The following is a 26,533-nucleotide window of genomic DNA, read 5'->3' as shown; positions in this document are numbered from 1 at the left end:
AATTGAACGATATGGCAAAGAATCTGATCCTGTGGTTGATCATTGCGGCTGTCCTGGTGACGGTGATGAACAACTTCTCCAGCCCTAACGAGCCGCAGACCCTCAACTATTCCGACTTCATCCAGCAGGTCAAGGATGGCAAGGTCGAACGCGTGGCGGTTGATGGCTACGTGATTACCGGCAAGCGCAACGATGGCGACAGCTTCAAGACCATTCGCCCGGCGATCCAGGACAACGGCCTGATCGGCGACCTGGTGGATAACCACGTCGTGGTCGAAGGCAAGCAGCCTGAACAGCAAAGCATCTGGACTCAGCTTCTGGTTGCCAGCTTCCCGATCCTCGTGATCATCGCCGTGTTCATGTTCTTCATGCGGCAGATGCAGGGCGGTGCCGGTGGCAAGGGCGGGCCGATGAGCTTCGGTAAAAGCAAGGCGCGCCTGCTCTCCGAGGATCAGGTGAAAACTACCCTGGCTGACGTTGCCGGTTGCGACGAAGCCAAGGAAGAAGTCGGTGAGCTGGTCGAGTTCCTGCGCGATCCGGGCAAGTTCCAGCGCCTGGGTGGCCGCATTCCTCGCGGCGTGCTGATGGTCGGTCCTCCGGGTACCGGTAAGACCCTGCTGGCCAAGGCCATCGCCGGCGAAGCCAAAGTACCGTTCTTCACCATTTCCGGCTCCGACTTCGTCGAAATGTTCGTCGGTGTCGGTGCCAGCCGTGTTCGAGACATGTTCGAGCAGGCCAAGAAGCATGCTCCATGCATCATCTTCATCGACGAAATCGATGCGGTCGGTCGCCATCGTGGTGCCGGCATGGGTGGTGGTCACGACGAGCGCGAGCAGACTCTCAACCAATTGCTGGTGGAGATGGATGGCTTTGAAATGAATGACGGCATCATCGTGATCGCCGCAACCAACCGTCCTGATGTACTGGACCCTGCGTTGCTGCGTCCGGGCCGTTTCGACCGTCAGGTTGTGGTCGGTCTGCCGGATATCCGTGGTCGCGAACAGATTCTCAAGGTGCACATGCGCAAAGTGCCGATGGGCGACGACGTTGCCCCGGCCGTGATCGCTCGTGGTACTCCTGGCTTCTCCGGTGCTGACCTGGCGAACCTGGTGAACGAGGCATCGTTGTTCGCTGCCCGCGCCGGCAAGCGCATCGTCGAAATGAAAGAATTCGAGCTGGCCAAAGACAAGATCATGATGGGCGCCGAGCGCAAATCCATGGTCATGTCCGAGAAGGAAAAACAGAATACGGCTTATCACGAAGCCGGCCACGCCATTGTGGGGCGTGTCGTGCCTGAGCATGATCCGGTGTACAAGGTGTCGATCATTCCGCGCGGTCGTGCGCTGGGTGTGACCATGTTCCTGCCGGAAGAAGATCGTTACAGCCTGTCCAAGCGTGCGTTGATCAGCCAGATCTGCTCGCTGTACGGCGGTCGTATCGCTGAAGAAATGACCCTGGGCTTCGATGGCGTGACCACCGGTGCTTCCAACGACATCATGCGCGCCAGCCAGATTGCGCGGAACATGGTGACCAAATGGGGGCTCTCGGAGAAACTCGGCCCGTTGATGTATGCCGAAGAAGAGGGTGAAGTGTTCCTTGGTCGCGGCGGTGGCGGTCAGAATGCAAGCTTCTCTGGTGATACAGCCAAGCTGATCGACTCCGAAGTACGCAGCATCATCGATCAGTGCTACGGCACGGCGAAGCAGATCCTCACGGACAACCGTGACAAGCTCGATGCGATGGCCGATGCCTTGATGAAGTACGAAACGATCGATGCCGAGCAGATCGACGACATCATGGCGGGTCGTACACCTCGCGAGCCGCGCGACTGGTCGGGTGGCACGGGTACTTCCGGCACTCCTCCGGTGGTGCAGGATGAGCGTCCGGAAACACCGATCGGCGGTCCTGCTGCTGACGTATAAGGTTTGAAATGACTTCTGTTCAGTCCTCGACCCGGTTGCCTTGCGGCAACCGGGTTCTTGATTTGGCCCAGACGCATGTCATGGGTATTCTCAATGTCACTCCTGATTCTTTCTCCGATGGTGGCCAATACAGCCAGCTCGAAGCGGCAATGCGCCACGCCGAAGCCATGGTGGCGGCCGGCGCGACGCTGATCGATGTCGGCGGCGAGTCCACCCGTCCTGGTGCCAGGGCGGTGTCGCCACTGGAGGAGCTGGAACGCGTAGCGCCCATTGTCGAGCGCATCAGTCGCGAGCTGGACGTCATCATCTCGGTCGACACCTCCACGCCAGCGGTCATGCGTGAGGCTGCGCGCCTGGGTGCCGGGTTGATCAATGACGTGCGTTCGTTGCGTCGCGATGGTGCCCTGGATGCTGCAGCGGCCACCGGGCTACCGGTTTGCCTGATGCATATGCTGGGAGAGCCGGGCGATATGCAGGACAATCCGCAGTACCAGGACATTACAAGGGAAGTCGGTGAGTTTCTCGCCGAACGCATGCATCAGTGTTCATTGGCGGGTATTCCAGCCGAACGGATTATTCTTGATCCGGGCTTTGGCTTCGCCAAAACCTTGCAGCACAACCTGAGCTTGTTCAAACATATGCAAGCCCTGCATGCCTTGGGGCGGCCCCTGTTGGTCGGGGTTTCGCGAAAGAGCATGATTGGTCAGGCGTTGAATCGTCCGGTGGGGGACCGACTGTATGGTGGTTTGGCGCTTGCGGCGCTGGCATCAACGAAAGGTGCGCGTATATTGCGCGTCCATGATGTAGCCGAAACAATGGATGTGGTGCGGATGATTGCCGCAGTGGAATCAGCCGAATAAGAATGATGGAGCACTTATGAGCAAAAAATATTTTGGCACCGATGGTATTCGTGGGCGTGTCGGTGAATACCCGATCACTCCTGATTTCATGCTCAAGCTCGGCTGGGCTGCCGGTATGGCGTTCCGCAAGATGGGCGCCTGCAAGGTATTGGTAGGCAAGGACACCCGGATCTCCGGCTACATGTTCGAGTCTGCGCTTGAAGCAGGGCTGACGTCGGCAGGTGCCGATGTGATGCTTCTGGGGCCTATGCCGACTCCGGCTATTGCCTACCTGACGCGTACCTTTCATGCCGAAGCTGGCATCGTGATCAGTGCGTCGCACAATCCGCATGATGACAATGGCATCAAGTTCTTCTCCGGCAATGGCACCAAGCTTCCGGATGAGGTCGAGCACATGATCGAAGAGCTGCTCGATACCCCAATGACTGTGGTTGAGTCGAGCAAGATCGGCAAGGTGTCGCGAATCAATGACGCGTCGGGTCGCTATATCGAGTTCTGCAAGAGCAGTGTGCCGACCGGTACCAGCTTTACCGGCCTCAAGATTGTGATCGACTGCGCCCATGGTGCGACCTATAAAGTGGCGCCGAGTGTGTTTCGTGAGTTGGGTGCCGAGGTCGTGGTCTTGTCCGCGCAGCCCAATGGTTTGAATATCAATGACAACTGCGGCTCGACCCATATGGGGCAACTGCAGGCCGCTGTGCTGGCTGAACACGCCGATCTGGGTATCGCCTTCGATGGTGATGGTGACCGGGTATTGATGGTGGATCACACAGGGGCCATCGTCGATGGCGATGAGTTGCTGTTCATCATTGCTCGCGACCTGCATGAGCGAGACAAGCTGCAAGGTGGTGTAGTCGGTACGCTGATGAGCAACCTGGGATTGGAGTTGGCCTTGGCCGACCTGGCGATTCCATTTGTCCGCGCCAATGTTGGTGATCGTTATGTGATTGCTGATCTGCTGGAGCGCAACTGGCTGGTCGGTGGCGAAAATTCGGGTCATATCGTTTGCTTCAATTACACCACCACGGGTGATGCGATTATCGCCGCGTTGCAGGTGCTGAAGGCGTTGAAAGCCCGTGCGCAAGGTTTGGCTGAAGCGCGTCAGGCGCTGCGCAAATGCCCTCAGGTGCTGATCAACGTTCGCTTCGGTGGCGGCGCAAACCCTCTCGATCATCCGTCGGTCAAGGAAGCCAGCGAGCGTGTGACCAAGGCCATGGCAGGTCGGGGGCGTGTGTTGTTGCGCAAGTCCGGAACCGAACCACTGGTGCGTGTGATGGTCGAAGGCGAAGACGAAACGCAGGTTCGTGGCTATGCCGAAGAGCTGGCGAAACTGGTAACTGAAGTTTCTGCCTGATTTCGGCTTGCCAGCCATGATTGTGTTGGGTAACATCTGCGCCCACTTTGACCGACGAGGTACAGCATGCGTCGCCCTATGGTAGCTGGTAACTGGAAGATGCACGGTACCCGCGCCAGCGTCGCTGAGCTGATCAACGGCCTTCGTGACTTGGCCTTGCCGAGCGGTGTTGATGTAGCGGTATTCCCGTCCTGCCTGCATATCAATCAAGTGATTGATGGCTTGCAGGGAAAGTCGATTTCGGTCGGCGCGCAGGACTCTGCGGTGGAATCCGGACAAGGTGCGTTGACCGGTGAGGTTGCACCGAGTCAGTTGGTGGATGCAGGTTGTTCCCTGGTGCTTGTCGGGCACTCCGAACGCCGCCAGATAATGGGCGAGCAGGACGCAGTGCTGATCCGCAAGTTCGCAGCGGCACAGGCATCCGGCTTGATCCCGGTGTTGTGCATAGGGGAAACCCTTGAGCAGCGCGAAGCCGGGAAAACGATCGAGGTTGTTTCGGCGCAGCTGGACAGCATCATCGACGAGCTGGGTGTCGGTGTGTTTGCAAAGGCAGTGATCGCTTACGAGCCGGTCTGGGCCATTGGCACCGGGCTGACTGCTTCGCCGCAACAGGCGCAGGATGTGCATGCAGCCATTCGCGCCAGGTTGGCGGAAAAGAATTCTGAAGTCGCGCAAAGTGTGCGGCTTCTATACGGCGGCAGCGTGAAGGCGGCCAATGCGGTCGAACTGTTCGGCATGCCGGATATCGATGGGGGCCTGATTGGTGGGGCTTCCCTGAATGCAGATGAGTTCGGTGCGATCTGTCGCGCCGCGGGAAACTGAAAAAATGCTGGAAACAGTCGTAGTCGTTTTTCATCTGCTGGGTGCATTGGGCGTAGTAGCTCTGGTTTTGCTGCAGCAGGGTAAAGGTGCGGATGCTGGCGCGTCTTTCGGAGCAGGTGCTTCAAATACTGTGTTCGGAAGCCAAGGTTCCTCTACCTTTCTTAGTAAGTTTACTGCTATACTTGCCGCAGGTTTTTTCATAACCAGCTTGGGGTTAGGTTACTTTGCTAAAGAGAAGGCTCACCAGCTGACTCAAGTAGGTCTCCCAAATCCAGCGGTACTGGAAGTTCCAAAGCAACAACCGGCTTCTGATGATGTCCCGGTGCTTCAAGAGCAAAAGTCGGCTACTCCAGCGACTGACGTACCTCCAGCTCAAGAGCAGAAGTAAGAAGGGTTTCAAACGTAGTATTGCCGAGGTGGTGGAATTGGTAGACACGCAACCTTGAGGTGGTTGTGCCCATAGGGTGTAGGGGTTCGAGTCCCCTTCTCGGTACCAATTAGTCAGGAGAGCCCGCTGTTGCGGGCTTTCTTGCAGGTGGAAGGTTACATTGACCCTGTAGGGGATCGGTCGTATACTTCCGCCCCAGCTTTGTCGCGGGGTGGAGCAGTCTGGTAGCTCGTCGGGCTCATAACCCGAAGGTCGTCGGTTCAAATCCGGCCCCCGCAACCAGTTTAAGGAGCCCCTTTTAAGGGGCTTTTTGTTAGCTGGACACTTTCAACGCCGCTGTTCGACGGCGTTTCAAGGATGGGCGTTTCGCCCATTTTTTTATTTTGCATAGCATGCACATACATGCACTAGGGGGTTCAGGTGTCGAGCAAGCTAGAAGAGTTGCAGGCCTTGCTGGCCCCGGTGGTCGTGGCCCTAGGCTATGAATGCTGGGGTATCGAGTTTTCGGCTCAGGGTCGTCACTCGATGTTGCGCGTTTATATCGATAAAGAAGGCGGCGTGCTGGTGGACGATTGCGCCATCGTCAGCCGTCAGATCAGCGGTGTGCTGGATGTTGAAGATCCAATCGCCGTTGAATACACCCTTGAAGTTTCCTCGCCTGGCATGGAACGCCCGCTGTTCACTCTTGAGCAGTTTGCAAAATTTGCCGGTGAACAAGTGAAGATCAAGCTGCGCTCGCCTTTTGAAGGACGACGCAACTTTCAGGGCCTTCTGCGCGGCGTAGAAGAGCAGGATGTCGTGGTGCAGGTAGAAGACCATGAGTTCCTGTTGCCGATCGATATGATCGACAAGGCCAACATTATTCCCAGTTTTGACTGAGGCGTGCCAGATACTGCGGATCCCGCGGATCCAATGGCTTGCGAAAGGCGAGGCGTACGATGAGCAAAGAAGTACTGCTGGTTGTTGAGTCGGTATCCAATGAAAAGGGCGTACCGGCAAACGTGATTTTTGAAGCGCTGGAGCTGGCTCTGGCCACTGCTACAAAAAAGCGTTTCGAAGACGAAGTTGATCTGCGTGTGGAAATCAATCGCCACACGGGTGCATACGAGACATTCCGTCGCTGGACGGTCGTCGAAGAAGCAGACCTGGACGATCCGGCCATCGAAACCTGGCCGAGCAAGGTTGCCGAAACGCATCCTGGCGCCAAGGTCGGTGATGTCGTAGAAGAGAAAATCGAGTCCATCGAGTTCGGCCGCATCGCTGCACAGACTGCCAAGCAAGTCATTGTGCAGAAAGTTCGCGAAGCCGAGCGCGCTCAGGTTGTTGACGCTTACCGCGAGCGCCTGGGTGAAATCATCTCCGGCACCGTGAAAAAAGTCACCCGCGACAACGTGATCGTTGATCTGGGCAACAACGCTGAAGCGTTGCTGGCCCGTGAAGACATCATTTCTCGCGAAACTTTCCGGGTTGGCGTGCGTCTGCGTGCGCTGCTCAAGGAAATCCGCACCGAGAACCGCGGCCCGCAGTTGATCCTGTCGCGCACCGCGCCGGAAATGCTGATCGAGTTGTTCCGCATCGAAGTGCCGGAAATTGCCGAAGGCCTGATCGAAGTGATGGCTGCGTCCCGTGATCCGGGTTCGCGTGCCAAGATCGCCGTTCGCTCCAAGGACAAACGCATCGACCCGCAAGGCGCTTGCATCGGTATGCGCGGTTCGCGCGTCCAGGCAGTGTCGGGTGAGTTGGGCGGTGAGCGTGTTGACATCGTTCTGTGGGACGACAACCCGGCTCAGTTCGTGATCAACGCCATGTCCCCGGCCGAGGTTGCGGCAATTATCGTTGACGAAGATGCCCACGCAATGGACATCGCCGTTGGCGCAGACAATCTGGCTCAGGCCATCGGTCGCGGTGGTCAGAACGTGCGTCTGGCTAGCCAGTTGACTGGCTGGACCCTGAACGTGATGACCGAATCGGACATCCAGGCTAAACAGCAAGCGGAAACCGGCGACATCCTGCGCAACTTCATCGACGAGCTGGAAGTCGACGAAGATCTGGCACAGGTGCTGGTGGACGAAGGCTTTACCAGCCTGGAAGAGATTGCCTACGTACCGTTGGAAGAAATGCTCAACATCGACGGCTTTGACGAAGACACCGTCAACGAGCTTCGCGCTCGGGCCAAGGATCGCTTGTTGACTAAAGCCATCGCTACTGAGGAAAAGCTGGCAGACGCCCATCCGGCCGAAGACCTGCTCTCGCTTGAGGGTATGGACAAGGATTTGGCGATGGAACTGGCGGTGCGCGGCGTAATTACCCGCGAAGACCTGGCCGAGCAGTCTATTGACGACCTGCTCGACATCGACGGCATTGACGATGATCGTGCCGGCAAGTTGATCATGGCCGCCCGAGCCCACTGGTTCGAGTAATTAGGCGCGGCCTGAGGAGAGAAGTGCATGACGCAAGTCACGGTGAAACAACTGGCCGATGAGGTCAAAACACCGGTAGAGCGCCTGTTGCAGCAGATGCGTGAGGCAGGTCTGCCGCACACCGCCGCCGAAGAAAGTGTGACTGACAGTGAGAAGCAATCGTTGCTGACTCACTTGAAAAGCAGCCACAAGGCGAAAGTGGAAGAACCACGCAAGATTACGCTGCAGCGTAAAACCACCAGCACCCTGCGGGTTGCTGGCAGCAAGAGCATCAGCGTTGAAGTACGCAAGAAGAAAGTCTTCGTACAGCGCAGCCCGGAAGAAATCGAAGCCGAGCGCAAGCGTGAACTGGATGAACGTCGCGCAGTAGAAAATGCTGCTCGTCAGAAGGCTGAAGAAGAAGCCAAGCGTCGCGCCGAAGAAGAAGCGCGTCGCCAGCCTGCTGCTGCGCCGACCGCTCAAGCCGTACCTGTTGCAGCGACTGCTGTGGTGGCCGAGCCAGTTCGCGAAAGCGCACCGGTTGTGGCAGCCGCTCCAGCTCCTGCGGTCGATACCCGCAAGCGTGACGAACAGCGCCGTCCGGACAAGCCACGTGCCGACGACAACAGTCGTCGCGGTAGCGGCGACGGCGAGCGCAAAAACGCTCCGCATCGTGCTTCGGTCAAGGAAAAGGCGCCGGCTCCACGCGTTGCCCCACGTACTACCGACGAAGAAAGCGATGGCTTCCGTCGTGGTGGTCGCGGCAAGGCCAAGCTGAAGAAGCGCAACGCCCACGGTTTCCAGAGCCCGACCGGCCCTGTCGTGCGCGAAGTGAAGATCGGCGAGACCATCACTGTTGGCGATCTCGCCCAGCAGATGTCGGTCAAGGCTGCTGAAATCATCAAGTTCATGTTCAAACTGGGTACTCCAGCGACCATCAACCAGGTACTGGATCAGGAAACTGCCCAACTGGTTGCTGAAGAGCTGGGCCACAAAGTGACCCTGGTCAGCGACACCGCCCTGGAAGATTCCCTGGCCGAGTCCCTGAAGTTTGAAGGCGAGGCAGTTTCCCGTGCACCAGTCGTGACCGTCATGGGCCACGTTGACCACGGTAAGACTTCCCTGCTCGACTACATCCGTCGTGCCAAGGTTGCTGCTGGCGAAGCCGGTGGTATCACCCAGCACATCGGCGCGTACCACGTTGAAACCGACCGTGGCATGGTGACGTTCCTCGACACCCCTGGTCACGCTGCGTTTACCGCAATGCGTGCCCGTGGTGCCAAGGCGACCGACATCGTGATCCTGGTGGTTGCAGCGGACGACGGCGTGATGCCACAAACCATCGAAGCCGTTCAGCATGCCAAGGCGGCTGGCGTACCGTTGGTAGTAGCAGTGAACAAAATCGACAAGCCGGGCGCCGATCTCGATCGCATCCGTAGCGAACTGTCGGTTCACGGCGTGACGTCGGAAGAGTGGGGCGGTGACACGCCGTTCGTACCGGTTTCGGCGAAGATGGGTACTGGCGTCGACGAATTGCTCGAAGCGGTACTGCTGCAAGCCGAAGTTCTGGAACTGACTGCAACTCCATCGGCTCCTGGCCGTGGCGTTGTGGTTGAATCCCGTCTCGACAAGGGCCGTGGTCCGGTGGCTACCGTTCTGGTTCAAGACGGTACCCTGCGTCAGGGCGACATGGTCCTGGTCGGTTCGAACTATGGCCGCGTTCGTGCCATGCTCGACGAGAACGGCAAGTCAATCAAGGAAGCCGGTCCGGCCATCCCTGTCGAGATCCTCGGCCTGGACGGTACCCCGGATGCTGGCGACGAGATGAGCGTGGTTGCCGACGAGAAGAAAGCCCGTGAAGTGGCTCTGTTCCGTCAAGGCAAGTTCCGCGAAGTCAAACTGGCTCGCGCTCACGCCGGCAAGCTGGAAAACATCTTCGAAAACATGGGCCAGGAAGAGAAGAAGACGCTCAACATCGTCCTCAAATCCGACGTCCGTGGATCGCTGGAAGCGTTGAACGGTGCCTTGAACGGCCTGGGTAACGACGAAGTGCAAGTGCGTGTGGTCGGTGGCGGTGTCGGTGGTATCACCGAATCCGACGCCAACCTGGCGCTGGCCTCCAACGCTGTACTGTTCGGCTTCAACGTGCGTGCCGATGCCGGCGCGCGCAAGATCGTCGAGCAGGAAGGTCTGGATATGCGTTACTACAACGTGATCTACGACATCATCGAAGACGTCAAGAAAGCCCTGACCGGTATGCTCGGCAGCGATGTTCGCGAGAACATCCTGGGTATCGCCGAAGTGCGTGACGTGTTCCGTTCGCCGAAGTTTGGCGCGATCGCCGGTTGCATGGTGATCGAAGGTGTTGTGCACCGTAACCGTCCAATCCGCGTACTGCGTGAAGACATCGTTATCTTCGAAGGCGAGCTGGAATCCCTGCGCCGCTTCAAGGATGACGCTTCCGAAGTGCGTGCCGGCATGGAATGCGGTATCGGCGTGAAGAGCTACAACGACGTCAAGGTCGGTGACAAGATCGAAGTCTTCGAGAAGGTGCAGGTTGCTCGCAGCCTCTAATTCGCGCACTTCAGGAGCCGTGACGGCTAGCCGCATGCAAGTGCGCAACTCGTCAACAGGACTCTAAACGCAACGCCCGGTCTGGCTTTTGTCAGGCCGGGCGTTTGCCGCTTTCAGACCTCACGGGTTTCACCGTGGGGCAGTAACAGGTAACAAGACATGGCAAAAGAATATAGCCGTACCCAACGCATCGGCGATCAGATGCAGCGCGAGCTGGCACAACTGATCCGTCGTGAAGTCAAAGACCCGCGCGTCGGCCTGGTCACCATTACCGCTGTGGAAGTCAGCCGTGACGTCGGTCACGCCAAGATTTTCATCACCGTGATGGGCCAGGACAGCGCTGAAGAAATTGCCCAAAGCATCAAGGTGCTCAACTCCGCCGCCGGTTTCCTGCGCATGCAGTTGGCTCGCGAGATGAAGCTGCGCAGCGTTCCACAGCTGCACTTCCACTACGACGAAAGCGTCGTACGCGGTGCGCATCTGTCGGCCCTGATCGAGCGCGCAGTGGCTGAAGACAATCAGCATCCGGTTGCGGCAGAAGCCGAAGACACCAAGGAGTAATCGGTGGCTCAGGTCAAACGTATCCGTCGTAACGTCAGCGGCATCATCCTGCTCGACAAGCCGCTGGGGTTCACCTCCAACGCGGCCCTGCAGAAGGTTCGCTGGTTGCTCAATGCCGAGAAGGCCGGACACACCGGCAGTCTCGATCCCCTGGCCACCGGCGTGTTGCCGCTGTGCTTCGGCGAGGCGACCAAGTTCTCGCAATACCTGCTCGATTCCGACAAGGGTTACGAAACCCTGGCGCAACTGGGCAAGACCACCACCACGGCGGATGCCGAAGGTGAGGTTTTGCAGGAGCGTCCGGTGACCGTTGGTCGCACCGACATCGAGGCTGTACTGCCAAAATTTCGTGGGCAAATCAGTCAGATACCGCCGATGTACTCGGCACTCAAGCGCGATGGCCAGCCGCTGTACAAGCTGGCGCGTGCAGGCGAAGTAGTGGAGCGCGAACCGCGTTCTGTTACTATTACGCGCTTGGAATTGCTGGCCTTCGAAGGTGATACTGCGCGGCTGGCGGTGGATTGCACTAAAGGCACCTATATCCGCACCCTGGTGGAGGATATCGGTGAGCAACTCGGTTGTGGCGCTTACGTTGCGGAACTGCGACGTACCCAGGCCGGGCCATTCACCCTGGCGCAGACGGTTACCCTGGAAGAGTTGGAAGCAGTACATGCCGAAGGCGGCAACGAAGCGGTCGATCGCTTCCTGATGCCATCGGACAGCGGCCTGCTGGATTGGCCACTGTTGCAGTTCTCGGAAGCGAGTGCGTTCTACTGGCTCAACGGCCAGCCGGTACGTGCCCCGGATGCTCCGAAGTTCGGCATGGTGCGGGTACAGGATCACAATGGTCGCTTCATCGGTATCGGTGAAGTGAGCGAAGACGGGCGCATCGCGCCGCGTCGCTTGATTCGGTCAGAGTGACCGAAACCAGTCTGCGTAACAGCAGGCTGGCGAGGGTGGCTGTCAACAGGCACGGTCACTACTCATTTTTAGATACAGGGATTTGTCCCTGGCCTGTTGAAACTGTTTTTCGACAAACAGTTTCCTGATAAAAGGATTGCCTCATGGCTCTCGACGTTCAAGAAAAAGCTCAAATCGTAGCTGACTACCAGCAAGCTGTTGGTGACACTGGTTCGCCAGAAGTGCAAGTTGCACTGCTGACCGCCAACATCAACAAGCTGCAAGGTCACTTCAAGGCCAACGGTAAAGACCACCACTCCCGTCGTGGTCTGATCCGCATGGTTAACCAGCGTCGTAAGCTGCTGGACTACCTGAAAGGCAAGGATCTGGGTCGCTATCAGACTCTGATCGGTCGCCTGGGTCTGCGTCGCTAATAAGCGATTGCGCTAGAGGTTGGTTGTCTGTCGTGCGTCAGCGGGTTTCCCGCCAGCGCATGGCAGGCTTCCAGCCTCAAGTTTTATCTGGATGTCTGCTTTACCGCTTTACCTGTGTGAGTACACCCCGGACAACCGGTCGGGCCGATTCCCGGCGTTGCCCAAGAATTTCGCAAGAAACCAGTTCCCCAAGAGCCACAAAGAAGGTAGGACACCGTGAACCCGGTAATCAAAAAATTCCAGTTCGGTCAGTCGACCGTTACCCTCGAGACTGGCCGTATCGCCCGTCAGGCCTCCGGCGCAGTATTGGTCACCGTTGACGACGACGTCAGCGTATTGGTGACCGTAGTCGGTGCCAAGCAAGCCGATCCAGGCAAGGGCTTCTTCCCTCTGTCTGTTCACTACCAGGAAAAGACTTACGCTGCCGGTAAGATCCCTGGCGGTTTCTTCAAGCGCGAAGGCCGTCCTTCCGAGAAAGAAACCCTGACTTCCCGACTGATCGACCGTCCGATCCGTCCGCTGTTCCCGGAAGGCTTCATGAACGAAGTGCAGGTTGTCTGCACCGTCGTTTCCACCAGCAAGAAGACCGATCCGGACATCGCTGCGATGATCGGTACCTCGGCTGCACTGGCGATCTCCGGCATTCCTTTCGATGGCCCGATCGGCGCTGCCCGTGTTGCCTTCCACGAAAGCACCGGCTACCTGCTGAACCCGACTTACGAGCAACAGGCAGCTTCGAGCCTGGACATGGTCGTTGCCGGTACTTCGGACGCTGTGCTGATGGTTGAATCGGAAGCCAAAGAGCTGACCGAAGACCAGATGCTGGGCGCGGTACTGTTTGCTCACGACGAGTTCCAGGTTGTGATCAACGCCGTTAAAGAACTGGCTGCCGAAGCTGCCAAGCCAACCTGGACCTGGGCTCCTGCGCCAGAAGCCACCGAACTGCTGGGCGCTATCCGTGCCGAGTTCGGCGAAGCGATCTCCCAGGCCTACACCATCACCGTCAAGGCCGACCGTTACGCTCGCTTGGGTGAGTTGAAGGACCAGGTCGTTGCCAAGCTGTCCGGTGAAGAAGGCCAGCCTTCTGCCAGCGAAGTCAAAGCCGCTTTCGGCGAAATCGAATACCGCACCGTTCGCGAAAACATCGTTAACGGCAAGCCACGTATCGACGGCCGCGACACCAAGACTGTACGTCCGCTGAACATCGAAGTCGGTGTTCTGCCGAAGACTCACGGTTCGGCTCTGTTCACCCGTGGCGAAACCCAGGCTCTGGTAGTCGCGACTCTGGGTACTGCCCGTGATGCACAGCTGCTGGACACCCTGGAAGGCGAGAAGAAAGACCCGTTCATGCTGCACTACAACTTCCCTCCGTTCTCGGTAGGCGAGTGTGGTCGCATGGGTGGCGCTGGTCGTCGCGAAATCGGTCACGGCCGTCTGGCCCGTCGTTCGGTTTCGGCCATGCTGCCTGCCGCTGACGTGTTCCCGTACACCATCCGCGTGGTTTCGGAAATCACCGAATCCAACGGTTCGAGCTCGATGGCTTCCGTTTGCGGCGCTTCCCTGGCCCTGATGGACGCTGGTGTGCCGATGAAGGCGCCGGTTGCCGGTATCGCCATGGGTCTGGTTAAAGAAGGCGAGAAATTCGCCGTCCTGACCGACATCCTGGGTGACGAAGACCACCTGGGCGACATGGACTTCAAGGTAGCCGGTACCGCCAAAGGCGTCACCGCGCTGCAGATGGACATCAAGATCAAGGGCATCACCGAAGAAATCATGGAAATCGCTCTGGGCCAAGCCCTGGAAGCGCGCCTGAACATCCTCGGCCAGATGAACCAGATCATTGGCCAGTCGCGTACCGAACTGTCGGCCAACGCTCCGACCATGATCGCGATGAAAATCGACACCGACAAAATCCGTGATGTCATCGGTAAAGGCGGCGCGACCATTCGTGCGATCTGTGAAGAGACCAAGGCTTCGATCGACATCGAAGACGACGGTTCGATCAAGATCTTCGGCGAAACCAAGGAAGCGGCAGAAGCTGCTCGTCAGCGCGTTCTGGGCATCACCGCTGAAGCCGAAATCGGCAAGATCTACGTCGGCAAGGTTGAGCGCATCGTCGACTTCGGCGCATTCGTCAACATCCTGCCGGGCAAGGACGGTCTGGTTCACATCTCCATGCTGAGCGATGCTCGCGTCGAGAAAGTGACCGACATCCTGAAAGAAGGCCAGGAAGTGGAAGTGCTGGTACTGGACGTGGACAACCGCGGCCGTATCAAGCTGTCCATCAAAGACGTGGCAGCAGCCAAGGCTTCGGGCGTTTAAACCTTCCCGCGTCTGATCGCTGAACAACAAAACGCCCCGACTGGTTCGGGGCGTTTTGCTATGTGCAAAAAAGATCAAAAGATCGCCGCCTGCGGCAGCTCCTACGCGCGGACGTTATGTAGGAGCTGCCGCAGGCTGCGATCTTTTGCTTTTGTGGTGCAGTCAGTTGCCTGGCTCTGTGGTCAGTGCTAGGTTTAGCCCACCGCCCGTGTAGCTCAGCCGGTAGAGCAGCGCACTCGTAACGCGAAGGTCGCAGGTTCGATTCCTGTCTCGGGCACCAGCAAGACTTGTTTTCAGATGATCCCGAATGGTTCTGAAGGCCAGACAAACCGCGCTTCATACGGTTTTTTGCGTCAGAGAGATCCTTGATGATCCAGATCCATCTTCCATTCCCCAGATCAACGAGAACGCCATGACAATAAAAGAATTGACCCAAGAAGCCAGACACGAAGAAGCGCTGAAGAAGTACGTGCTTGATAACCACGAACTAATGGACGAGATCAAGGACCTGAGTGCCGATGATCAGAAGGACCAGATTCAGTGGGCGTTCGAGGACGAGGCCGAAGCCCAGGGCTTGCAGCCGTGGGAACTGACACTCAAGTACACCTCAACGCCGGAAGAGTACGAAGTAGAACGCCTGAAACTGCATAAAGAAGCTGCGGAGGTGTTGGGTGTCGGGTGGGAAGAGTACTGCGAGATGAACAATCTGGTGGTCTGATACTCATGTAGGAGCGAGCTTGCTCGCGATGGTCGTTAACGATAGCGCGTGTTTACTGGTTAAACGTGGCGCTCTCAGGTGCATCGCGAGCAAGCTCGCTCCTACAGTTTCGGCAACTCACATACGTGGGATCAGAGACTCAGTCGCATCGACAGATCGACCGCCTTCACATCCTTGGTCATCGCACCGATCGAAATGTAATCCACCCCGGTCTGTGCAATCGGCAGCAACGTGCTTTCGTTGATCCCGCCGCTGGCCTCCAGTTTGGCCTTGCCGGCATTCAGGCGTACGGCTTCGCGCATGTCGTCCAGGCTCAGTTCGTCGAGCATGATGATGTCGGCACCGGCCGCCAGCGCTTCTTTCAGTTCACCCAGGCTTTCCACTTCAATCTCGACCGGTTTTCCCGGGGCGATCTTGTGCGCGGCGGCGATGGCCTGCGCGATGCCGCCGCTGGCGGCGATGTGGTTTTCCTTGATCAGGAAGGCGTCATAAAGGCCGATGCGGTGGTTATGGCAACCGCCGCAGGTCACGGCGTACTTTTGCGCCAGGCGCAGCCCCGGCAGTGTTTTGCGGGTGTCGAGCAGTTTGACCTGGGTTTCGGCCACGAAGTCCGCCAGGTATTGCGCGCGGGTCGCCACGCCGGAGAGCAATTGCAGGAAGTTCAGGGCGCTGCGTTCGCCGGTCAGCAGCGAGCGCGCAGGGCCTTCGAGGTGGAACAGCACCTGATTGGGCTTCACCCGTTCACCGTCGGCAACTTGCCAGTGCACCGCCACCCGTGGGTCCAGTTGCCGAAACACGGCATCTACCCAGGCTGTGCCGCTGATGACGGCCGCGTCGCGGGTAATGATGGTGGCTTTGGCCAGGCGTTCGGCCGGGATCAACTGCGCGGTGATGTCGCCGCTGCCGATGTCTTCACGCAACGCACGGCGCACGTTGGCTTCGATTTCGGCGGTCAGATCGGCGAGACGTAGATTCGGCATAACGGACTCCACAAACAAAGTGGCTCGATTATAGGGCCATGGCAGCGACCAACCCAAGGCATCAGCGCGTTACATTGGTGCTGGCGCCTGCATTTGGTCGAATCCCTGCCGTTGTTGGCGTTGGCCGACGATTGCGAACAAACGCCGGTTTGAGATCGGCAACCTCCAGCGCCTCAATCGCGGCAAGTGATCGCGCCCCGGGGGATTATCACGGCATACTGTGCCAACACAGTCGACGTCGAAGGAATCGGTATGCAGTTGGACCCCGCGAGCGGTTGGTTTCAAGGTGTGCATGTCTGCCCCTCACCCAACTTCAATGCGCGCCCCACAGGCGAAATTTCCCTGCTGGTGATCCACAACATCAGCCTGCCACCGGCGCAGTTCGCCACCGGCAAGGTGCAGGAGTTTTTCCAGAATCGTCTGGATGTCACCGAACATCCCTATTTTGAAGGGATCGCGGATTTGCGGGTGTCCGCGCACTTTCTGATCGAGCGTGACGGTACCGTCACCCAGTTCGTTTCATGCCTCGAGCGTGCGTGGCATGCGGGTGTTTCGAGCTTCGAGGGACGGGACACCTGTAACGATTTTTCCGTGGGCATCGAACTGGAAGGCACGGATGATCTACCGTTCACCGACGCGCAATACAGCGCGTTGACAGCCCTGACCCGCCAGTTGCAGCAGGCGTTCACGGCAATCACTACAGAGCGCATCTGCGGGCACAGCGACATTGCACCGGGGCGCAAAACCGATCCAGGGCCGGCGTTCGACTGGGCACGCTATCGTGCCGCCCTGGCACAAGAGGAAGGACGATGAGTTTTCTGGTGTTGCTGTTGGCGGTGTGGATCGAGAAGTTCTCGGCCTTGCGTCATCGGGTTCAGCGTGACAGTGGCTGGACACAGGAGCTGAACAAGCTTGAGGCCAGCCCGCGACTTTCGGGCCGGCCCTGGCTGGTGTTGTCGGTACTGGTCTTGTTGCCGGTGGCGTTACTGGGTTTGCTGCTGGTCGTCATCGAGCCGGTGGCCTACGGATTGCTGGCGTTGCCGGTTCATTTGCTGGTGGTGATTTACAGCCTGGGGCGCGGTGATCTGCTGGGCGATCTCGGGCCGTTCCGCGATGCCTGGCGTCGGGAGGACCTGCAAGCAGCGGCCCATGTCGCCAAGCGCGATCTGGACATTGGCGCCGACAATGGCGAGCAACTGCTGGAACAGGTCGAAGGGCATTTGCTGTGGGAGGCCTACCATAGTTTTTTCGCGGTGATTTTCTGGTACTTCCTGCTGGGGCCGGTCGCGGCGCTGAGCTATCGGTTGCTGGCGCTGGCCGAAGAACACGGGAAAAACCCGGCGGTGGTCGAACGCGCCGGGCAACTGCGTCACGCCTTCGACTGGGTGCCGGTGCGTCTGCTGGCGGCGAGCCTGGCGTTGGTCGGCAATTTTGTCGCGGTCAGCCGGGTCATGCTGCATGAGCTGCTGAACTGGAACATCAGCGCCGCGCAATTGATCGTGAAAGTCGGGCTGGTGGCCGGTGAAATTCCGGCGCCGGTGGCTGGCGCAGAAGGTATCAACAACCTGGACCGCATCTGGGAACTGCTGCTGCGTGCCGCAGTGCTCTGGTATGCCGGGTTTGCGCTGTGGACGGTCCTGCCTTAGTCCTGCACTGAGCCACAGGGCGATCACTTGTCCGAAGTGCTTCGCCCTGTCGTTAACCTTAAGTTACAAACCCCCCTGCCGATTTCAGTTATACAGAGATAGCGCCGAATAGTGGCTATCTGCCGTCTGTCTGCGCCCGCCAATAAAAAAAATAAGAAATCGAAGGGAGACATCCAGTGAAGAGCTTGCTCTATCCCGCTGTCGCACTGATGAACCGCCTGAGCTTCGGCATGAAGTTCAGCCTGATCAGCGTACTGTTCCTGGTGCCGATGCTGGTGACCAACTTCTATCTGGTACGTGACTCCTACCGCGAGTTCCAGGGCACGCGCATCGAACTGCAAAGTCTCGACCTGTTGGGCAGCAGCCTGACGCTGCGGCGCGATCTGGAAACCCTGAACAACCTGGTGCAGATCAATGTCAGCCTCGGCCAGTCCGGCAAGGCTGGCAATGTCGAATCGAAAATCAGCGCCCTTGAGCAGAATATTCTGACTCGCCTGCAAGGGCTGACGGCGATGACCAGCGACCCGGAGCAGGTCGCGGTGTTTGATGGCAAACGCGATGAAATGATCGCCGCGTTCAAGGCCCAGCAAACGGAAAACTCCCTGCAAAGCAAAAGTGCCCTGATCGGCAAACTGGTCGGCAGCGCGCAGATTTTCAGCCAGCTCATCACCGGTCAGGCCGGCCTCAGTCGCGACAACCAGAGCGACATGCGTCAGTTGAGCGAGCTCATCACACTTGTCACGCCACGGGTCACCCAGCTCCTGGGCGAAGGTCGGGCAATGGGTTCCTATTCGTTGGGGCAGGGTTTCATCAACTCGGCCTCGAGTACCCGTTTCGATGAATTGCTGGCGCAGATTGAAAAGCTCCAGGCCGAGTATGGCCTGAAACTGCAGGATGCCCTGGGTTCCAGCAATGCCGCACGCGATACCTTGGCGGCTCAGGCCGATAGCAGCCGGGCATCCATGAAGAAAGCCAGCGAGCTGTTCGAAGAGCAAGTGATCATGGCCGACACCCTCGACGCGCCGTGGCAGGGCTTTTACGATCAGGTCAGCACCCTGATGGACCAGACTTACCAACTCAACGAGGCGACCCTGAAGTATATGGGCCCGCAGTTACAGCAACGCCTGGACCAGAACCGCACGCACATGGTCTTGCAGGCCGTGGCGCTGTCAGTCGTATTTGTGCTGATCTTTTATCTCTACGGCGCTTTCTATGTCTCGACCCGCACCACGCTCAAGCGCCTGGGGGCGGTGATGGACAAGGTGGCGGCCGGCGACATGACCGTGACATTCAGCGCCCACAGCCGCGATGAACTGGGGGAGCTGGGCGAGGTGTTCAACGGCACCGTGAAGAAAATCCATGACCTGATCGAGCGGGTGGGGCAGACCGTCAGCGAAGTCGAGCGTCAGGCCGGGCAAGTGGAAAACGTTTCCGCGCAAAGCAACCAGGCCGTCGCCGGGCAGCGCATGCAGATTGAACAAGTGGCCACGGCCATGAACCAGATGTCGGCCACCTCCCAGGAGGTTGCGCGCAGTGCCGCCGCGGCGGTGAGCAGTGCCCACAGTGTCAACGATGAGACCATCAGTGGTCGTGGTCTGGTGGAGTCGCAGCAAGGCAGCATTGCCGCGCTGGCCAGCGAGATCGATCAATCGGTGCTGGTGATCAATCAACTGGCCAACGACAGTCAGTCCATCAGCCGCGTGCTCGAAGTGATCAAGAGCATCGCCGAGCAGACCAATCTGCTGGCGCTCAATGCCGCCATCGAGGCCGCACGGGCCGGTGAGCAGGGCCGTGGTTTCGCCGTGGTAGCCGACGAAGTCCGGACCCTGGCCAAACGAACCCAGCAATCGACCGAAGAAATCGAGCAGATGATCGCCAGGCTTCATGGCGGTGTCGGCGCGGCGGTCAAGGCCATGGGCACCAGCCATGAAATGGCCAACGGCACGGTGGGGCAGTCGGAGAAGGTCCAGCGGGCGCTGGAAAACATCCTGGGCGCGGTCGGCATGATCGTCGACCAGAACCAGCAGATTGCCGCCGCCGTGGAGCAACAAACCGCCGTAGCCCACGACATCGACCAGAACATCGTCGAGATCAATCGCGCCGGCGAGCGTACCGCTGAAGGTGCACATCAGACCGAAGATGCCAGCCGGGCGTTGTCGGCCCAGGTCGTGGAGTTGAAACAGTTGATCAGTGCATTCCGGGTCTGAAAAACTCCAGGGGACTCTGTAGGATCGCCGCACCGCCGCTCCTACAAGGTTTGGTGTATTGTAAGAAAGTTTCGTAATACTTTTTCCCTTTACGGGTGGGAGTTCTCCTGATTCTCTCCGTGCGCTGGATTTTGGATGTCAATCAAGGAAGAGTTACGCGGCTTACTTCATGGAGGAAACCCGGTTATGTCTGCTGCAACAATAGGGATCCAGGGGCGCTGTGCGCATTGTCAGTGCACATTGCGGCTTCAACCCTGGCAACTCAATGCCATCGCGATCAATGAAGCGTTTACCTGTACTCACTGTCAGAAACGCGTTCAATTACGTTGTCCGGAACAGTTCAGGCGCTTCAAGTCCCTCGACTCTTTTTCGCTGTTGCGCGCCAGCCTGCGGATCATGGTCTGCACTGCCTTGCTGGTGGCGTTGGTGATGGAGTGGTTGGGGATGCTCAGCGTCATCGAACAGCTGAATGCTTCGCTGATCGTCATATTCGTGTACTTTGCGGTGGTCCGTTATTTCCGCCGACGCCAGCACCTGACGCTGATCCTGGAGGCCGCCAGGGCTCACGTCGACTGATTACCAGCCGAACACTTCGCAGCTGTTGGCGGTGCTGGCAGCCGCCAGTCGTTGCGGGCTGATCGCCATCCATTGCGCCAGTGACGTGCAGATCGCCGGCAAGTGTGCCGGACTGTTGCGCTGGCCGGGGAACATGGCAGGGGGCATGTCCGGCGAGTCGGTTTCCAGCACCACCGAATCCAGTGGCAGTGCGCCGAGCACTCGGTGCATGCGCAGCGCCTGCGGCCAGGTCGGGGCGCCACCAAGGCCGAGCTTGAAACCGAGCTTGATGTATTCCCGCGCTTCTTCCTGGCTGCCGGCGAAGGCGTGGATGATGCCGGCCCGTTTCGGGCGAAACCGTTTGAGCGTGGCAATCACCGCCGCATGGCTGCGCCGTACATGGATCAATGCCGGAAGATTGAAATCCACCGCCAGTTGCAATTGCGCCTCGAACAACGCCTGCTGGCGGTCGCGGTCCAGGGTTTCGATGAAGTAGTCCAGGCCGATCTCGCCCACCGCACACAGTTGCCGATGGCCGGCCAATCGAGTCAGCCAGTCACCGAGTTCGCTCAGGTGTTGCGGTCGATGGTCGTCCAGATACACCGGGTGCAATCCGAACGCGGCGTAAAGGTCGGGATCACTCAGCACCAGCTCCCAGACCCGCTGCCAGTTGGCCTGATAAACCCCCAGCACCACGATTCGCCGCACCCCGAGGGCGCGGCTTTCGGCCAGCAGCGCCTGACGGTCGGCGTCGAAGTCCGGAAAATCCAGATGGGTGTGGGTGTCGATCAGCTCCACGGTTCAGTCCTGAAGAATACGCTGCTTGAACGTGCGCGGGATGGCTTGCACGCCGGGCCGGTAATCCGATTGCTCGATGGCTGCCAGGGCCAGCGCGAGGACCTTGTCGGCGATCAGCTGATGTTGCTGGGCCATGGCATTGACCGGCAGTGGCAGGAAGTCCAACAATTGGGTATCGCCGAATGTGCCGAGGCGCAGCGGGCGGTTTCTCAGCGGGAAGTCGTGCAGCGCATCGAACACGCCCTGAAGCAGCACGTAGGAAGTGGTCACCAGGGCATCGGGCAAATGGCCCAAGCGCTGCAGCAACTCGTCCATCAATTGTTGACCGCACTCGCGGCTGAAGGATTCACCTTCTTCGATCAGCACCTCGCCATTGAACCCGGCGAGAGCCTCTTTGAAGCCAGCGGCACGTTCCTGGCTGATGCTCAGCTCCGGGCGGGCGCCGATCAGCGCGATTTGCCTGGGCAGCGGCTCCAGCAGGCTGCGGGTCAGTTGCTGGCTGGCCTCGCGGTCGTCGCTGATCACCGAACAGAAATGCTCGGGCTCCATGACCCGGTCGATGGCGATGATCGGAAGGCCCTTGGCCTGCAATTGGCGATAGCTGTCGTCGCCGGTCGGCAGGCAACTGGCAACGATCAGTGCGTCGCAGCGCCGGGCGCGGAACAGTTGCAGCAATTGCCGTTCGCTGTCCGGTGCATCGTCGGAACTGGCGATCAGCAACTGATAGCCCCGGGCTCGCGCACCTTGCTCCAGCAATTTTGCGATTCGCGCGTAACTGGGGTTTTCCAGATCCGGCAGAATGAAGCCCAATGTGCGCGTGTGTCGGCTGCGCAAGCCGGCGGCCTGTGGATTAGGCGTGAAGCCATGCAGTTCGACGACCGCGCGCACGCGTTCGACGGTGGCGCTGCTGATGCGCTGTTGTTCGGCCTTGCCATTGATGACATAGCTGGCGGTGGTGACGGACACACCAGCCAACTGGGCGATATCACTGAGTTTCAACCCGCTGTTTCCTTGTTTTTTCGAGATTGCCTCGACATTTTCGTCAATCCTAACCGATTAAGGCAGGCGACCATTGTCACAACGCATCCGACAAGTTGAGCTTCAAGGATGGGACATTATCGAGTAACGTGCCATCCAATCTAGATTAAACGTTTCAGCAAGCGTATTTTCTACGTTATAGGCGCCTTTGGCCGGTTCTGCCATGAAACCGCCAAAATGATGACCAAGCGCCTAAGCTGGCTCATTCAAAACAATACCTGGCGCCCCAAGGCGCCAAAAAGGAGAAAGCATGCTCGAGCTCACTGTAGAGCAGATTTCCATGGGCCAGTCGGCCGTGGATAAGTCCGCAGCGCTGCAATTGCTGGCCGGGCACCTGGTCACCGACGGTCTGGTTGCCGAGGGCTACCTTGCCGGTTTGCAGGCGCGGGAAGCCCAGGGCTCGACCTTTCTCGGTCAAGGTATTGCCATCCCCCACGGTACGCCTGAAACCCGCGAGCTGGTGTTCACCACCGGTGTGCGCCTGATGCAGTTCCCTGAAGGTGTGGACTGGGGCGATGGTCATATCGTTTACCTGGCGATCGGTATTGCCGCCAAATCCGATGAACATCTGCGCTTGTTGCAATTGCTCACCCGCGCCCTTGGCGAGACGGATCTGGGCCAGGCCCTGCGCCGCGCCGGTTCCGCCGAAGCCTTGCTGAAGTTGTTGCAAGGCGCGCCGCAAGAACTGGCGCTGGACGCACAGATGATCGGCCTGGGTGTGGCGGCCGAAGATTTCGAAGAGCTGGTCTGGCGCGGCGCACGTTTGCTGCGGCAGGCCGACTGCGTGAGCAATGGTTTTTCTGCCGTGCTGCAGCAGGTTGAAGCGCTGCCCCTGGGCGATGGCCTGTGGTGGCTGCACAGCGAGCAGACGGTGAAGCGACCGGGCCTGGCCTTCGTCACCCCGGACAAACCGCTGCGCTATCTCGGCCAGCCGCTCAATGGACTGTTCTGCCTGGCCAGCCTCGGTGAGGCCCATCAAGTGCTGCTCGAACGCCTGTGCGCGTTGTTGATCGAAGGGCGTGGCCATGAGTTGGGGCGCGCCACCAGCAGCCGCAAAGTCCTCGAAGTGCTCGGTGGTGAAGTGCCCGCCGACTGGCCCAGCGCGCGAATTGCATTGGCCAACGCCCACGGTTTGCATGCGCGGCCGGCGAAAATCCTCGCGCAACTGGCAAAGAGTTTTGAAGGTGACATCCGCGTGCGCATTGTCGATGGTCACGACAGCGCGGTGTCGGTAAAGAGCTTGAGCAAGTTGCTCAGCCTCGGCGCCCGTCGGGGGCAGGTTCTGGAAATCATTGCCGAACCGGGCATCGCGGCTGACGCGTTGCCGGCACTGTTGGCGGCCATCGAAGAGGGCCTCGGTGAGGAAGTCGAACCGCTGCCGCCAGTAAGCCAGGCACGCGAAGTCGTTGCCGATATGGCCGAAGTGATCCTCGCCCCGGTGTCAGGCAGCGTGGTCCAGGCGATTGCCGCCGCCCCGGGGATTGCCATCGGCCCGGCGCATATTCAAGTGCTGCAAACCATCGATTACCCGTTGCGCGGCGAGTCCGCCGGCATCGAGCGTGAGCGTCTCCAGCAAGCCCTGGCGCAGGTGCGTCGTGACATTCAGGGCTTGATCGAGCGCAGCAAAAGCAAGGCCATTCGCGAAATCTTCATCACCCACCAAGAGATGCTCGACGACCCGGAACTGACCGATGAGGTCGATGCGCGCCTCAAGCAGGGCGAAAGCGCCGAGGCGGCGTGGATGGCTGTGATTGAAGCGGCGGCCCGGCAGCAGGAAGCCTTGCAGGATGCCTTGCTGGCCGAGCGCGCAGCCGACTTGCGCGACATCGGGCGTCGGGTGCTGATGCAGCTCAGTGGCATCGAAACCCCGAGCGAACCGGATCAGCCGTACATTCTGGTGATGGACGAGGTTGGCCCGTCCGACGTCGCGCGTCTGGATCCGGCTCGCGTGGCCGGGATTCTCACCGCCCGGGGTGGCGCTACGGCGCACAGTGCGATTGTTGCCCGGGCCTTGGGCATTCCGGCACTGGTCGGCGCCGGCCCCGGCGTGTTGCTGCTGGCGCCGGGTACGCCATTGCTGCTCGATGGCCAGCGTGGTCGCCTGCATGTGGACGCCGACGCGGCGACCTTGCAGCGCGCCACCGCCGAACGCGATACCCGCGAGCAACGCTTGAAGGCGGCTGCTGAACGGCGTCATGAACCCGCGCTGACCAGCGATGGCCACGCCGTAGAAGTGTTCGCCAACATTGGTGAAAGCGCTGGCGTGACCGGCGCGGTGGAGCAGGGTGCCGAAGGCATTGGCCTGTTGCGCACCGAACTGATTTTCATGGCCCACACGCAAGCGCCCGACGAAGCGACCCAGGAAGTCGAGTACCGCCGTGTCCTCGACGGTCTGGCCGGGCGACCGCTGGTGGTGCGCACCCTCGATGTCGGTGGTGACAAACCGCTGCCGTACTGGCCGATTGCGAAGGAAGAAAACCCCTTCCTCGGCGTGCGCGGCATACGCCTGACCTTGCAGCGCCCGCAGATCATGGAAGCGCAATTGCGCGCCTTGCTGCGGGCGGCCGACAACCGGCCGCTGCGGATCATGTTCCCGATGGTGGGCAGCGTCGACGAGTGGCGTCAGGCCCGTGACATGACCGAACGTTTGCGCCGGGAAATTCCGGTTGCCGACCTGCAACTGGGGATTATGATCGAGGTGCCGTCGGCGGCATTGCTGGCGCCGGTGCTGGCCAAAGAGGTCGACTTTTTCAGCGTCGGCACCAACGACCTGACGCAATACACCCTGGCCATCGACCGTGGCCATCCGACGCTGTCGGCCCAGGCCGATGGCTTGCACCCGGCGGTGCTGCAACTGATCGACATCACCGTGCGCGCGGCCCATGCCCACGGCAAATGGGTCGGTGTGTGCGGCGAGCTGGCGGCCGATCCGCTGGCGGTGCCGGTGCTGGTCGGCCTCGGCGTGGACGAGCTTAGCGTCGGCGCTCGCAGCATTGCCGAAGTCAAGGCGCGAATACGCGAACTGGGCTTCACTCAGACTCAAACCCTTGCCCGACAGGCCCTGGCCGTGGGCAGCGCCAATGAAGTGCGCGCATTAGTGGAGGCCCTGTAATGGCCCGGATTCTCACCCTGACCCTCAACCCGGCGCTGGACCTGACCGTCCAGTTGCCGCGCTTTGAAGCCGGCCAGGTCAACCGCAGCGAAGTAATGCACACCCACGCCGCTGGCAAAGGCGTGAACGTGGCGCAAGTGCTGGCCGATCTCGGGCATCAATTGACCGTCAGTGGCTTTCTCGGCGAAGACAACCTGCAAGCGTTCGAAACGCTGTTCGCCAGGCGCGGTTTTGTCGACGCCTTCATCCGCGTTCCAGGCGAGACCCGCAGCAACATCAAACTGGCGGAAAGCGACGGGCGCATCACCGATATCAACGGGCCGGGGCCGCAGGTCAGCGAGGCGGCGCAGCAGGCGTTGATGGAGCGACTGGAGCAGATTGCGCCGGGTCACGATGCGGTGGTGGTTGCTGGCAGTTTGCCCCTGGGCGTTAGCGCGCAGTGGTTGCAGGCGTTGATCCTGCGTTTGAAAAGCCTGGGGCTGCGCGTTGCCCTCGACACCAGCGGCGATGCGTTGCGTGCGGCGCTGAAAGCGGGACCCTGGCTCATCAAGCCCAACACTGAAGAACTGGCCGAGGTGCTGGACTGCGAGGTCGTGTCGGTCAGTTCCCAGGCCATAGCGGCGGAGCGCCTGCACGCTCAGGGCATCGAGCATGTAGTGATTTCCCATGGTGCCGAGGGCGTGAACTGGTTCAGCGTCGGCTCGGCATTGCATGCCACTCCGCCCAAGGTCAGCGTCGCCAGTACGGTGGGCGCGGGTGATTCGTTGCTGGCGGGGATGCTCCACGGTTTGCTCAGTGCCGATACGCCGGAGCAGACCTTGCGCACCGCCACGGCGATTGCCGCGCTGGCAGTGACCCAGATCGGATTCGGCATTGGCGATGCAGCGCAACTGGCGCTGCTCGAACAGGGTGTGCGCGTGCGTCCCCTGACAGAACAATAAGA

At 59.5% G+C, this 26,533-nt stretch carries 22 protein-coding genes, 3 tRNA genes and 1 pseudogene; 23 read left to right on the top strand and 3 right to left on the bottom strand.

What is annotated here, in order from left to right; genetic code table 11:
* Positions 1-11 precede the first annotated feature (11 nt).
* The 16 genes from ftsH (at position 12) to KGA83_RS02265 (ending at position 15,254) form a co-directional block, all read left to right on the top strand.
* Positions 12-1,922 carry an ATP-dependent zinc metalloprotease FtsH gene (gene ftsH, locus KGA83_RS02340; protein WP_108218138.1) on the top strand — a complete coding sequence of 637 codons (1,911 nt, stop codon included), beginning with the start codon at positions 12-14 and terminating at the stop codon, positions 1,920-1,922.
* Between the two features lie 8 nt (positions 1,923-1,930).
* Positions 1,931-2,782: a dihydropteroate synthase gene (folP, locus tag KGA83_RS02335; RefSeq protein ID WP_223528130.1), complete on the top strand. Its 852-nt coding sequence runs from the start codon at positions 1,931-1,933 to the stop codon at positions 2,780-2,782.
* A 16-nt stretch (positions 2,783-2,798) separates the two neighbouring features.
* Positions 2,799-4,136 carry a phosphoglucosamine mutase gene (gene glmM / locus KGA83_RS02330; protein ID WP_108218140.1) on the top strand — a complete coding sequence of 446 codons (1,338 nt, stop codon included), beginning with the start codon at positions 2,799-2,801 and terminating at the stop codon, positions 4,134-4,136.
* A gap of 66 nt (positions 4,137-4,202) precedes the next feature.
* Positions 4,203-4,958, top strand: a complete 756-nt coding sequence (tpiA, locus tag KGA83_RS02325) for a triose-phosphate isomerase (protein WP_108218141.1) — start codon at positions 4,203-4,205, stop codon at positions 4,956-4,958.
* 4 nt (positions 4,959-4,962) lie between these two features.
* On the top strand, positions 4,963-5,346 hold the full coding sequence (gene secG, locus KGA83_RS02320) for a preprotein translocase subunit SecG (RefSeq protein ID WP_017336473.1): 384 nt from the start codon (positions 4,963-4,965) through the stop codon (positions 5,344-5,346).
* Between the two features lie 22 nt (positions 5,347-5,368).
* A tRNA-Leu gene (locus tag KGA83_RS02315) sits at positions 5,369-5,454 on the top strand.
* 97 nt (positions 5,455-5,551) lie between these two features.
* Positions 5,552-5,628, top strand: a tRNA-Met gene (locus tag KGA83_RS02310).
* A 138-nt stretch (positions 5,629-5,766) separates the two neighbouring features.
* Positions 5,767-6,225 (top strand): ribosome maturation factor RimP, encoded by a 459-nt coding sequence (gene rimP / locus KGA83_RS02305; RefSeq protein WP_007993601.1) that lies wholly within the window; start codon positions 5,767-5,769, stop codon positions 6,223-6,225.
* A gap of 59 nt (positions 6,226-6,284) precedes the next feature.
* Positions 6,285-7,766, top strand: coding sequence for a transcription termination factor NusA (gene nusA, locus KGA83_RS02300; RefSeq protein WP_008057419.1), 1,482 nt, complete (start codon positions 6,285-6,287; stop codon positions 7,764-7,766).
* Positions 7,767-7,793: 27 nt separating this feature from the next.
* Positions 7,794-10,319 (top strand): translation initiation factor IF-2, encoded by a 2,526-nt coding sequence (gene infB, locus KGA83_RS02295; RefSeq protein WP_108218142.1) that lies wholly within the window; start codon positions 7,794-7,796, stop codon positions 10,317-10,319.
* A gap of 159 nt (positions 10,320-10,478) precedes the next feature.
* Positions 10,479-10,880: a 30S ribosome-binding factor RbfA gene (rbfA, locus tag KGA83_RS02290; protein WP_007973108.1), complete on the top strand. Its 402-nt coding sequence runs from the start codon at positions 10,479-10,481 to the stop codon at positions 10,878-10,880.
* A 3-nt stretch (positions 10,881-10,883) separates the two neighbouring features.
* Positions 10,884-11,801, top strand: coding sequence for a tRNA pseudouridine(55) synthase TruB (gene truB, locus KGA83_RS02285; protein ID WP_108218143.1), 918 nt, complete (start codon positions 10,884-10,886; stop codon positions 11,799-11,801).
* A gap of 143 nt (positions 11,802-11,944) precedes the next feature.
* Positions 11,945-12,214 (top strand): 30S ribosomal protein S15, encoded by a 270-nt coding sequence (gene rpsO, locus KGA83_RS02280; RefSeq protein WP_015093441.1) that lies wholly within the window; start codon positions 11,945-11,947, stop codon positions 12,212-12,214.
* 216 nt (positions 12,215-12,430) lie between these two features.
* A complete protein-coding gene (gene pnp, locus KGA83_RS02275) occupies positions 12,431-14,536 on the top strand; it encodes a polyribonucleotide nucleotidyltransferase (protein ID WP_108218144.1) in 2,106 nt (701 codons plus the stop codon).
* A gap of 204 nt (positions 14,537-14,740) precedes the next feature.
* A tRNA-Thr gene (locus tag KGA83_RS02270) sits at positions 14,741-14,816 on the top strand.
* Positions 14,817-14,948: 132 nt separating this feature from the next.
* Positions 14,949-15,254 (top strand): DUF6388 family protein, encoded by a 306-nt coding sequence (locus KGA83_RS02265; RefSeq protein WP_223528127.1) that lies wholly within the window; start codon positions 14,949-14,951, stop codon positions 15,252-15,254.
* 131 nt (positions 15,255-15,385) lie between these two features.
* Here the strand turns inward: KGA83_RS02265 and nadC are convergent, their stop codons facing one another.
* Positions 15,386-16,234 (bottom strand): carboxylating nicotinate-nucleotide diphosphorylase, encoded by an 849-nt coding sequence (nadC, locus tag KGA83_RS02260; RefSeq protein ID WP_108218145.1) that lies wholly within the window; start codon positions 16,232-16,234, stop codon positions 15,386-15,388.
* Between the two features lie 252 nt (positions 16,235-16,486).
* Here nadC and ampD point away from each other — a divergent pair, with 252 nt between their 5' ends.
* The 5 genes and pseudogenes from ampD to KGA83_RS02240 all read left to right on the top strand — a co-directional run bounded on the left by ampD (position 16,487) and on the right by KGA83_RS02240 (position 20,663).
* A complete protein-coding gene (ampD, locus tag KGA83_RS02255; protein WP_108218146.1) occupies positions 16,487-17,047 on the top strand; it encodes a 1,6-anhydro-N-acetylmuramyl-L-alanine amidase AmpD in 561 nt (186 codons plus the stop codon).
* Entirely contained in the window at positions 17,044-17,880 is an 837-nt protein-coding gene (gene ampE / locus KGA83_RS02250; protein WP_108218147.1) for a regulatory signaling modulator protein AmpE, read from the top strand. Before ampD ends, ampE begins: the two co-directional genes overlap by 4 nt.
* A gap of 209 nt (positions 17,881-18,089) precedes the next feature.
* A pseudogene (locus KGA83_RS30030) lies at positions 18,090-19,181 on the top strand (methyl-accepting chemotaxis protein); the annotation flags it as partial.
* Complete coding sequence (locus KGA83_RS30025) at positions 19,158-20,087, top strand: methyl-accepting chemotaxis protein (RefSeq protein WP_411741899.1); 930 nt, start codon at positions 19,158-19,160, stop codon at positions 20,085-20,087. The pseudogene KGA83_RS30030 and the gene KGA83_RS30025, both read left to right, overlap by 24 nt.
* A gap of 186 nt (positions 20,088-20,273) precedes the next feature.
* Positions 20,274-20,663: a hypothetical protein gene (locus KGA83_RS02240; protein WP_223528124.1), complete on the top strand. Its 390-nt coding sequence runs from the start codon at positions 20,274-20,276 to the stop codon at positions 20,661-20,663.
* Here KGA83_RS02240 and KGA83_RS02235 read toward each other — a convergent pair whose 3' ends face one another.
* Together KGA83_RS02235 and cra are read right to left on the bottom strand one after the other, a co-directional pair.
* Positions 20,664-21,440, bottom strand: a complete 777-nt coding sequence (locus KGA83_RS02235; protein WP_223528121.1) for a TatD family hydrolase — start codon at positions 21,438-21,440, stop codon at positions 20,664-20,666.
* A 3-nt stretch (positions 21,441-21,443) separates the two neighbouring features.
* Entirely contained in the window at positions 21,444-22,439 is a 996-nt protein-coding gene (cra, locus tag KGA83_RS02230; protein WP_108218151.1) for a catabolite repressor/activator, read from the bottom strand.
* Between the two features lie 289 nt (positions 22,440-22,728).
* Between cra and ptsP the strand changes: the two genes are divergently transcribed.
* A complete protein-coding gene (gene ptsP, locus KGA83_RS02225) occupies positions 22,729-25,590 on the top strand; it encodes a phosphoenolpyruvate--protein phosphotransferase (RefSeq protein WP_108218152.1) in 2,862 nt (953 codons plus the stop codon).
* The gene (gene pfkB, locus KGA83_RS02220) at positions 25,590-26,531 is read left to right on the top strand and encodes a 1-phosphofructokinase (protein WP_223528118.1); all 942 of its coding nucleotides are present in this window, start codon (positions 25,590-25,592) and stop codon (positions 26,529-26,531) included. Before ptsP ends, pfkB begins: the two co-directional genes overlap by 1 nt.
* Positions 26,532-26,533: the final 2 nt, after the last annotated feature.

The sequence above is a fragment of the Pseudomonas sp. GL-R-19 genome, from assembly GCF_019956375.1.
Classification (GTDB): domain Bacteria; phylum Pseudomonadota; class Gammaproteobacteria; order Pseudomonadales; family Pseudomonadaceae; genus Aquipseudomonas.
This window is presented reverse-complemented; position numbering and strand designations above follow the sequence as displayed.